Genomic DNA, 11,070 nt, shown 5'->3' on the forward strand with positions numbered 1-11,070 from the left:
CCTCTGTAGTTGTATAGTAATCTTGTTTTAGTATATCCTTCAAAGAAGTTTTATCTTTTGCTGCCTTTATGCAATCATCTATAGTAACTATTCCTTGTACTAGATCTTTAGTAGCCTAATGATTTGTATTTAATATTTAGTTTTCAATGATCACTTTTTAATATCTAAATTCATTTTTGAAAACCAATTCTCGTTGGTTTATGTAAGTGTGCATTTTTTATCTTAAATATTGATAAATAATTTTTAACTTTTTTGATAAAATCTATCGACTTTAATTAGCTTATCTTTTTGTATTAATAAACATTGGGCTTAGAGTTTAAGCCCAATTATATCATTTCAGTACCTTATAAAATTAAATTAAATCTATTATGTTTTCTAACAGCTTTCTAAACTTTACTCCTGCATTTGTTGCTGTTTCAAATACCTCTTCTACCGATAAAGGATTATCTAAAATACCTGTTCCTAAATTAGTTATACAAGAAATTGCTAACACTTTTAATCCTCCATGATTTGCAACTATTACCTCTGGTACGGTAGACATACCTACTGCACTACCTCCGAAAGAATTAAATAATTTAATTTCTGCTGCCGTTTCAAAACTTGGCCCAGTATAACCAACATAAACACCTTGCCTTAATGAAATACCAACATTTTCTGCAGCTTTGTAAGCAATTTTTATTAACTCAGGATCATATGATTTACTCATATCCACAAATCTTGGCCCGAAGGCATCTTGATTTTGTCCTATTAAAGGATTATTACCCATAAAATTTATATGATCATCGATAATCATTAAATCTCCAGGTCTTAATTTCGAATTCAAACCACCAGCGGCATTAGTAATTATTAGATTTTCTAATCCTAGTTTTTGCATAACTCTAATTGGGTAGGTTACTTCCTCCATTGAATATCCTTCATAATAATGAAATCTTCCTTGCATACATAATACTGCTTTATTCATACATTCACCAATAATTAAACGTCCCTCATGACCAGGTGCTGTTGAAGCAGGAAAATTTGGTATCTCTTCATAAGGTATAATTACTTGATTTTCTATCATATCAACAAATTCACCTAATCCTGTACCAAGTATAACTCCTATTGTTGGTTCTAGGCCTGTCTTGCTCTTAATATATTTTATGGATTCATTAACTTTTTCTAATAACATATAATACCTCCATATTAAAGAAATATAGTATCAAATATAAAACTTATTTTAAGTTTCCCATATAGTTCTTGAATTAACATCGAACAACTCCACCATCTAAATTAATAGATTCTCCATTAATATTTTTTCCACAATCTGAAGCTAAAAACACTGCCATTGCTGCAATATCTTCAGGAGTTTGAAACCTTTTTAGTGGGATACTATCTTCCATCATCTTACGAGTTTCTTCTAAACTCACTCCTGTATTTTCAGAAATATTTTCAATAATACCTTTTAACATATCTGTATCAACAGAGCCGGGACATATGGCATTAACTCTAATATCATGGGGTCCAAGTTCTGCTGCAAGTGCACGGGTAAAACCAATTACTGCTGCTTTAGAAGCACTATAGGCACTAGAACCTGGGAAAGCATTTCTCCCAGCAATTGAAGATATATTAATTATACTACCTCCAATATTTTTTGAAAGCATATTTTTCACAACAGCTTTTGTACATAAAAAAGTTCCACGGGTATTAATTGCAAATACCTTCTCCCACATTTCTAGTTCAAGATCCTGTAATTTGGATTCTAAACTAATTCCAGCATTATTTACTAATATAGAAATACCATCACTTTTTTTATTAATTTCATCTATCGCTCTGTTAACTGCCTCTTCATCTGAAATATCAAAAACATATCTGAAAATTTTATCTTCATATTTTCCAGCATCCCATTTTAATTCTTGAATATCTGCAGCTATAACAATAGCTCCTTCCTCTAAAAAACTTTTAGCAATAGCCTTACCTGTGCCATTAGCTGCACCAGTTACTAGAACAACTTTATCCTTTAATTGCATTAAATTTCGACCTCCACCCATTTAGAATTATTATTTGCACTTTCGTAAATAGCATTACATACAACAGCATTGATATATCCATCTCTAAATGTCGGATATATTGGCGAACTGCCTGCTTTTCCTAAATTTATATCTTTATAAACTTCATTAAAAAAGTTTTTAAATGTGCCTGGAAATCCTTCAGCAAAGGCATTGATTTGCGTATTAATGCCTGTAAACTTTCCTGCCCTATTTATAGTAAAAGGATTTTCGCTATTCCACCAAATACTCTCCTTTGAACCACTAATTTCTATGGACAGTCTATTATTTCTTCCATGGGAGATTTCAGAGAGAACCATGTTCCCAATAGCTCCATTAGAAAATTTTAAAAAAACCATAGCACAATCATCACTATATACAGAAATTTTTTGTGAACCCTCTTGCTCTTTTTCATACATGATGTTGTTCCTTAAATATCTAGTGGGATTAAATTTTCCATAACTTGCACTTACCTCAGCAATTTCTAAACCTGTTAAATATCGAACTAAATCTATCCAATGAGATCCAATCTCTGATGTAGCTCTCATTGGTCCTGCTAATTTTTCCTTATAACGCCAAGAATAATCTGCAGGTAAAGCATGGAATTCTTGAAGATAACTACCATGAACCAAATTTACATTTCCAAACTCAGAAGATCTTATAGTATCCTTAATATTAGCACATGCATCATGGAATCTAACATTAAAATTCACTCCATTTACAAGGCCTTTTTCATTTGCAATTTCCATTAATTCCTTTGCTTCATTAGGGTCAAGACATAAAGGCTTTTCACATACTACATGTTTGTCCGCCTTCAATGCATCTTTGACCATTTCATAATGTAAAGTAGGTGGTGTACATATGTGTACTACGTCTATATCAGATGATAATGCATCCTTATAGTCTATACTAGATTTCTTAATTCCCCACCGTTTTGCAAATTTCTCTGTTCTTTCAGTGTCAGTTCCTATTGCTATTACAACCTCATGTCCCAAACTTAATAATTCTTTTACATGGACTTCTGCAATAAAACCAATTCCTATAATTGCAACCTTCATATTAATTTCCTCCTTTAAGTCTTTTTAAGCCACTTTCTTTAAATAAATTTTAAATTCTATTAAATTTGTTTTTAATATTCTTCAGTATTTCTTATAACTATTGCTGTGCTTTATATGGTTTTCCCGAAGCAGCAGGGGGCTGTATATCTTTTTTTACAAAGCTACTTAATACCAGAATAGTTAATATATAAGGCATCATTTGAATGAACTGTGTATATGTTACAACAGTTTGTAAACGCATTTGCATAGCATCAGCAAAACCAAACAATAAGGCACCACCGAAGGCACCTATTGGACTCCATCTTCCAAAAACACAGGCTGCCAATGCCATATATCCCCTTCCACTAGTCATGTCTTGGGCGAAAAAGGATAATTGGCCTATTGCTAAATAAGCTCCACCTAGTCCAATAAGAGTAGCTCCTAATATAGTGGCTAAATAACGATATTTAGAAACACTTATACCTAAACTTGATAATACTTCTGGATGTTCACCTGCTGTCATTAAACGAAGCCCAAAGCTAGTTCTACTTATTAAATACCAAACAATTAATAGAGTAGGAAAAAGTATATATACAAGTGGATTTTGTTTTCCTAAAATATCTCCTATTACAGGAATATCTTTAATCAATGGTATTGACCAGTCTTTTAAATTTGTAACTACATCACTCTTACCATCCATATTCCATATTATCTTTAGCATCATAGCAGTGAAACCACTAGCTAAGATATTCAAACCAACACCACTTACAGTATGATTGGCCTGATGTTCTATACAAAGATAACTTCTTATAAGGCCAACTATTACAGAGAATAATATAGCAAATACTACACCAATCCAGGGGCTTCCAGATATCCAGCTACCTATTACTGCACCAAAAGCGCCAGATAACATTATCCCCTCTGTAGCTAAAGCATTAATACCTGCCAATTCCATTACTACTGCCCCTAGGGTTGCAAATGCTATAGGTGTAGTTAATCTCAGCGTTGTACTTAAAATAGAGACAATATCTTCCATTTCTAACTCCTCCTTTGGCTTAATTTTTTATTAATAGATTCTTTTATATTTGGAATTAGCAGGGGGGCTGAAATCAATAATATAATAATACCTTGCAATACAGTTATGAATTTAACTGAAAGATTTGTACCAAAGTTTAGCATAATCCCTCCGGCTTTTAGGGCACCAAATAATATAGAGCTGAAAATAACACTAATGGGGGAGGTTCCCAATACTGCTACTGCAATCCCTTCAAAACCATAACCTGGAGAAAAACCTTGAATTAGTCTATAATAGGATCCCAGTACTTCCATTGTTCCCGCTAAACCAGCACATAAACCTGAAATCAACATAGTTGTAATCAATACCTTGTTTACATGAATACCACTAGCAGATGCTGCTTTCCTATTTGAACCTACCACAGTGATTTTATATCCTAATACAGTTTTCTTTAATAGGAAATTCAATGCAATAGCTAATAAAATTCCTAAAAAAATAGCTATAGTTACCTTGCTTTTTGCAAAAAGGTGAGGTAATTGTGCTGTAGGCTGGATTACAACTGTTTGTGCGACTGAGCTGTTAGGTTCTCTTATTGGATAATTAAGAAGATAGTCTAGTAGCAATACTGCAATATAATTCATCATAAGGGCTGTTACGGCCTCATGTGCTCCTCTCTTTATTTTTAACCATATAGGTAAGAATGCCCAAATCATCCCACCAATCATTCCTGCTACTACACAAATAATAATATGTACTGGGGCAGGTAAACCCTTAATGTATATTGCTGCTATAGAACTGAATAGTGCGCCCATATAAAGTTGGCCCTCTACTCCAAGATTTAAGATGCCGCCCTTTAAACCAAATGAAACAGCAAGTCCACAGTATAAAAGGGGGGTAGCTTGCAATAAGGTTTGTAAAAATCCTTTCCGTGAACCAAATGCTCCATTAATAAGTATTCCATATATTTCTATTGGCGAATTTCCGCTAGCTCTAATAATTATACTTCCAATAATAAACGCTAGTAATAGAGAGTATAAGGGTGCTAAATTTATTCTTTTTATATTACCCGTTAATGACTTTCTCTCCTTCATCAGACTTGCCTCCTCCCATTAATCTACCTAATTCCATTAATGAAAATTGTTCTACTGGTTTTACTTCTACAATTTGTCCATTATATATAACTGCAATACGATCACTTAGTTCTATTAATTCATCTAAATCTGATGATATCAATAATATTCCTGCACCATTTTCTTTCATTCGGTTTAATTCTTTATGAATAAAAGAAGATGCCATGATGTCTACACCTCTAGTTGGATGGGCAGCTATTAATAATTTGGGATTCCTCATCACTTCTCTACCAACTACAAATTTTTGCTGATTTCCACCAGAAAATTCATAAAGCTTTCTACTTATATCCCTGGGCCTTACATCGTAGGTTTCCAGGGCCTCTGATGAAGCTTGTTCTACTCTTTCCCAATCAACAAAATGTTTCTTATGTGTAAACTTTTCACTATCTTGATATCCCATTAAAAAATTATAGGGTACAGTTAAATTTAATGCTATACTATAACCCTGCCTATCTGCATGAATACAAGAAACCCCATCTTTAATTAGCTCATCTGTTTTTTTTCCTTTAATAGATTTGCCATCTATGCTTATATCTCCAGTCCAATTGTTTTCTAAGCCGAATAGAATATTTATTATCTCAGTTTGTCCATTTCCTTCTACACCTGCAATACCTAAAATTTCTTTCTTTCTAATATAGAAGTTAATTCCTTTTAATACTTCTACTTTTTGTGAATCATTGAATTTTACATTTTCAAGTTTTAATAGTTTTTCATCCGACTGGAAACTTTTCTTTTCCCCTTTGTAGATTTTATGGCCTACCATTAACTGACTCAATTCGTCTATATTAGTCTCTTCAACTGATCTTTCTCCAACCATTTTACCCTGTCTTAAAACATAAATTCTATCTGAAATTGCCATAGCCTCTTTTAGTTTATGAGTTATTATGATAATTGTCTTTCCACTTTTCCGTAAATTATCAATAACCTTAAATAGATCTTCAACTTCTTGGGGAGTCAATACTGCTGTAGGTTCATCAAGAATTAATAGTTCAGCTCCTTGATAAAGTGCTTTTATTATTTCTACTCTTTGTCTTTCACCTATAGAAATATCCTTGACAAGTTTATCTGTCGGTACTTTTAATCCAAATTCGGCTGAAAGTTCTTCTACAATCTTCTTAGCTTCTTTTCTATCATAGTATATGTGTTTGCCTGGTTCTTTACCGATCATAATATTGTCGACCACAGTCATAGTATCGACTAGCATAAAATGTTGATGAACCATTTGTATTCCAGCAGAAATTGCTGTTCTAGGACTAGTTATATCCAAAATATCACCTTTATAGAGAATCTCTCCATCGTCTTTTTTATACATGCCATATAAAATTTTCATAAGGGTTGTTTTTCCAGCACCATTTTCACCTAATAAACAGAGGACTTCTCCCTTGCAACAACTAAAATCTACTGAGTCTAAGGCAATATTATTTCCAAACACTTTTCGAATCCCTTTCATTTCAACAATTTTTTCCAAAAAAGTACACCTCTCTTTTATAAAATAGGGAAGGAAATTCCTTCCCTATTCCTTTATCTTATTAATTAGTTTTAATTAATTTAATTATTCTTCGAATGTACCTACTTGTTCAATATATGCATCTACATCCGATGGTTCAGCTGGAATTTCAACTTTAGCTTCGATTAAGAATTGCTTAATTTCTTCTAATTTTTCAAGTATTTCGTCTGGAGTTTCTATATTAGAACCTTCCATTGTAAGCTGTGAAGTTAAGGGATTGTCTTTCATAGCAATTGTAAAGTCTCCGCCTTCGTAAATACCGTCTAAAGCTTCTTTTGAGGTAGTATATACCATATCAGATATACCTCTAATACCTGATGCTAAAATATTATCTGGATATAATTCATTTTGATTTCCATCATATCCAATTGCATAAAGACCAACTTTTTCTGAAGCTTCTAAAGCCCCTAAACCTGATCCACCTGCGGCTTGAAATATAATATCTGCACCCTGGCTATATAAACTCTGTGCTAATTCGGAACCCTTTCCTGGATCATTCCATGCCCCTACATAAGTAGTTAACACCTTAACATCAGGATTTACATATCTAGCACCAGCTGTATACCCAGCAACTAAGCTTCTAATAATAGGAATGTCCATTCCACCAACAATACCTATAGTGTTTTCCCCTTGAGCATTTGGTAGATTCCCTTCCTTTACCATAAGCCCTGCATAGGCACCTACTAAGAATGCAGTATCAGTTTGACTTAAAATAACAGATTTAATAGCATCTTCTCCAGCGAATCCATCAATAATAAGCATTGGTTGTTCAGGATAATCAGCACTTACTGCTTTTACCGAATCTACAGAATCTCCACCCATAACGGCGATTAATGCGTACTCTTCTGTATCAGCGAAGTTTCTAATAATACCTTCCATTTCTGAAATTGATTTTGGTTCAGCAACATCACAATGTATACCTTCATCTTTTAGTTTTAAAATTCCTTCATATCCAAGGTCATTAAAGGATTTGTCCCCTAGACCTCCAGTACCTGTTACAAAAGCAATTTTTTTAACATCAGTATCATTAGTGCCCGTGTTTGAATCCTTGCTACCACAACCAGTTAAAATTAATCCTAATACTAGTACAAAGCTCATAATTAAAGATATTTTCCGCTTCATTTTTTTAACCCCCATTAATAAATTTTATTTTTAAAATAATTGGATCCCTAATAATGTTTTGTTTCACCAGTTAATTTTTTTATCATTTCCTCTTGTTCGGGATATTGTTCTATTAATTTATCAGGATTTTCTGCATGTTCATAATCACTTGGTTCAAATCCTGGGCTCATTGTTGTGCCCATTAAAGCATATCTTCCACCCTCTATTAATCGCGAACCATGCCAACTACCAGCCTTTACTACATATTGCACTTTTTGCCCATTTAGTATATCCCCTCCTAAGACTACTCTACGGGAACTACCATCAGGCAACAATTCTAGAAGTTCTACTGGATCTCCTAAATAAAAATGATATACTTCATCAGTCGGCAATCTGTGTAGATGTGAATATGCCTCTCCGGTTAACATAAAAAAGATTGCTGATCCCATATCTTTGCCATCTACTTTATCTTTAGAACGATATGTAGACTTAAAAAGTCCACCTTCTCTTTCTAACGGTTGTAAATCTAAAGCTTTAATAATCTTCTCAACTTCTTTCATGTAAATCCCCCTTTTTATTTCAATTTCATTATATTTTCCTTATATGGTGCTCTTACTATGCCTTTTTCTGTTATAATTCCAGAAATATTTTCATTAGGCGTTACATCAAAGGCTGGGTTATAGACATCTATGCCTTCTGGAGCTATTCTTACTCCATTTATTTGGGTTACTTCTTCGGAGCTTCTTTCTTCTATTATTATTTCATCTCCAGTTTCAATTTCAAAGTCTATGGTAGTGGTAGGGGCTACTATATAGAATGGTACATTATAGGCTTTAGCTATTACTGATAGCATAAAGGTACCTATTTTATTTGCCGTATCTCCATTAGAGGCTATTCTATCGGCTCCTACTAAAATTACATCTATTTTTCCATCTCTAATTAAGGTGGCTGCCACATTATCTGCTATTAATTTTGAAGGTATTTGTTCTTGTACTAATTCCCAGGCAGTAAGTTTTCCCCCTTGTAATCTTGGTCTAGTTTCGTCTGCATATACAAATATATTTTTCCCAGTATAGTGGGCTTCTCTTACTACCCCTAGGGCTGTCCCATAGGCTACTGTAGCTAGTGCCCCCGTATTACAATGGGTTAATATTGTATCCCCTTCATTTATAATTTCATTGCCATATTTGGCCATAGTTTTATTGGTTTCAATATCCTCCTCATAAATTTTGTTTGCTTCATCTAAGATTTTTTCATATATTTCTTCTAATGCTAGCTCTTTACTTTCTTCTATTAGATTTCTCATTCTATTTATAGCCCACATTAAATTTACTGCTGTAGGCCTAGAATTATTTAGAACTTCCAATGCTTCATCCATTTTTTCGAAGAATACTTCTCTTTCTTCATTAATAAATTCCTTTGCTGCTAGTACTACTCCATAGGCTGCGGTAGCTCCAATTGCTGGTGCTCCTCTTACTACCATATCTTCTATAGCAAAATTCACTTCTTTATAATTCTTACATTGGAATATTTCATATTCCGTTGGAAGTTTTCTTTGGTCTATTAAATATAGTATTTCATCCTTAAATTCGATGGTTTTTATCTCTTTCATGTTATTCCTCCCATTTTATTTATTTATATCTATAACAGATTTGTGTTTTTTACCTACTTTCTATATTAAATAGTTCTATTTATCTTAAACTTAAATACCTCTGGATTAAAATAGTCAAAGGAGTAGAGCATTGGTCTATTTTCCTTATCATAATGAATTTGGTGTAACAATAGAAATAAAGAGTCATTTTTTACATTCATATAATCTAACATTTCTTCCATTGGAAATGTAGGTATTATCTCTGTTATAGCATATTCTATACTTATATTAAAATTAATCTCTAAATACTTAAATAGAGATTCAGTTTCGATTTCTTTAGGAACCTTATTCCCCAAATATTTTTTAGGCATAGTATCTACTAAATAGGATGCTTCTTTTTCATCTGCTGTTCTAAGTCTTTTAAAGGTGATAACCTTTTCCCCATCCTTAAGGTTTAGCTTTTCTATCATATCTTTATTAGGTTCTATTTCTTCGATACTAATCCATTTTGTCCCTGGCTTATATCCAAAACTTTCTATAATTTCCGTTATACTGTCTAATTTTTCTAATCCACTTTCTATATACATTGGTTTTTTGTTTACAAAGGTCCCTTTGCCTTGGATTTTGTATATTATTCTATCCTGTTCCAATAGAGCCAAGGCTTCTCTAATAGTGTATCTGCTTACACCAAGCATTTCCATTAAGGCATTTTCAGAAGGTAATAAATCATCTGCACCTAATTTTTCACTTTCAATATATTTTAATATTCTTTCCTTGGCTATTTGGCTTAAGGGGATAGATTTTTCTTTTATTTTCATTGTTTATTCTACCTGTCCATAAGTTTTGAATTTTTCTTCCATTAAACTCATTTCTTCATTTGAAAGGATTACTGGTTCTCCTATGGATTTAGTCCTATAATATAGTTCTGCACAGTATTCAATTTCTTCTGTTACATTAAAAGCATTAGCCAAATCCTTTGCCCCTGCCAGTAAACCATGATTTGCAAGTAATACTGCATTTCTATTTTCCATTGCTTTAAAAGCATTTTCTGCTAATTCTTTAGTGCCATAAGTGGCATATTCTGCACATCTAACATTTGGACCTGCTAAAGCTATCATATAATGAACAGCTGGCAAATCCCAATTTAGGCATGCAATAGTTGTTGCATATATAGTGTGAGTATGAACTATGGCATTTATATCTGTTCTATTTTCATAAAATATTTTGTGCATTTCATATTCGCTGGAAGGAGCCTTGTCTCCATCAACTTTTTCTCCTTTAAGATTTAGTACTACTACATCTTGTGGTTTTGTCTTAAAATAATCTATGCCTGAAGGGCTAATTGCCATTAGCTTTTTTTCTCTATTATAAATACTCAAATTCCCACCAGTTCCCTTAGTAAGACCACTAGTAATTAATTTTTTCCCGTATTCTACTATCAATTCTCTCTCTTCTTTTAAAATCATAGTATCACCACCTGTTTAAATTTCACTTGTCTGATATCTGACATCCTATAAGTATAATATCAATTAAAGAACATTCTGTCAATAGGGTTTTAAATTTATCATTATAATCTAGATTCTCCCTAAAAACTTCCCAGGAAAATAGTCCCAAGATAGCTATATAAAATAGAAAAAGCCAACCCTTAAGGCTAGCTTCTCAAAA

11 protein-coding genes are annotated in these 11,070 nt (G+C 32.9%); all 11 read right to left on the reverse strand.

What is annotated here, in order from left to right; genetic code table 11:
• Positions 1-352 precede the first annotated feature (352 nt).
• Positions 353-1,168, reverse strand: a complete 816-nt coding sequence (locus C3E88_RS03815; protein WP_236908835.1) for a purine-nucleoside phosphorylase — start codon at positions 1,166-1,168, stop codon at positions 353-355.
• A 73-nt stretch (positions 1,169-1,241) separates the two neighbouring features.
• A complete protein-coding gene (locus tag C3E88_RS03820; RefSeq protein WP_236908836.1) occupies positions 1,242-2,006 on the reverse strand; it encodes an SDR family NAD(P)-dependent oxidoreductase in 765 nt (254 codons plus the stop codon).
• Positions 2,006-3,082: a Gfo/Idh/MocA family protein gene (locus tag C3E88_RS03825; protein ID WP_236908837.1), complete on the reverse strand. Its 1,077-nt coding sequence runs from the start codon at positions 3,080-3,082 to the stop codon at positions 2,006-2,008. The genes C3E88_RS03820 and C3E88_RS03825 overlap by 1 nt, the downstream gene beginning before the upstream one ends.
• 97 nt (positions 3,083-3,179) lie before the next feature.
• The gene (locus C3E88_RS03830; RefSeq protein WP_236908838.1) at positions 3,180-4,097 is read right to left on the reverse strand and encodes an ABC transporter permease; all 918 of its coding nucleotides are present in this window, start codon (positions 4,095-4,097) and stop codon (positions 3,180-3,182) included.
• A gap of 2 nt (positions 4,098-4,099) precedes the next feature.
• On the reverse strand, positions 4,100-5,167 hold the full coding sequence (locus C3E88_RS03835) for an ABC transporter permease (RefSeq protein ID WP_236908839.1): 1,068 nt from the start codon (positions 5,165-5,167) through the stop codon (positions 4,100-4,102).
• Complete coding sequence (locus tag C3E88_RS03840) at positions 5,139-6,674, reverse strand: ABC transporter ATP-binding protein (RefSeq protein WP_236908840.1); 1,536 nt, start codon at positions 6,672-6,674, stop codon at positions 5,139-5,141. Before C3E88_RS03840 ends, C3E88_RS03835 begins: the two co-directional genes overlap by 29 nt.
• 84 nt (positions 6,675-6,758) lie before the next feature.
• Complete coding sequence (locus tag C3E88_RS03845; protein ID WP_236908841.1) at positions 6,759-7,835, reverse strand: BMP family ABC transporter substrate-binding protein; 1,077 nt, start codon at positions 7,833-7,835, stop codon at positions 6,759-6,761.
• A gap of 47 nt (positions 7,836-7,882) precedes the next feature.
• Positions 7,883-8,374 (reverse strand): cupin domain-containing protein, encoded by a 492-nt coding sequence (locus C3E88_RS03850; RefSeq protein WP_236908842.1) that lies wholly within the window; start codon positions 8,372-8,374, stop codon positions 7,883-7,885.
• A 14-nt stretch (positions 8,375-8,388) separates the two neighbouring features.
• Positions 8,389-9,417 carry an S-methyl-5-thioribose-1-phosphate isomerase gene (gene mtnA / locus C3E88_RS03855; protein ID WP_236908845.1) on the reverse strand — a complete coding sequence of 343 codons (1,029 nt, stop codon included), beginning with the start codon at positions 9,415-9,417 and terminating at the stop codon, positions 8,389-8,391.
• A 74-nt stretch (positions 9,418-9,491) separates the two neighbouring features.
• On the reverse strand, positions 9,492-10,223 hold the full coding sequence (locus C3E88_RS03860) for a GntR family transcriptional regulator (protein ID WP_236908843.1): 732 nt from the start codon (positions 10,221-10,223) through the stop codon (positions 9,492-9,494).
• A gap of 3 nt (positions 10,224-10,226) precedes the next feature.
• Positions 10,227-10,871, reverse strand: coding sequence for an L-fuculose-phosphate aldolase (locus C3E88_RS03865; RefSeq protein ID WP_236908844.1), 645 nt, complete (start codon positions 10,869-10,871; stop codon positions 10,227-10,229).
• Positions 10,872-11,070 lie beyond the last annotated feature (199 nt).

The organism is Clostridium sp. Cult3, from assembly GCF_021655115.1.
Lineage (GTDB): Bacteria > Bacillota > Clostridia > Tissierellales > Tepidimicrobiaceae > PPXY01.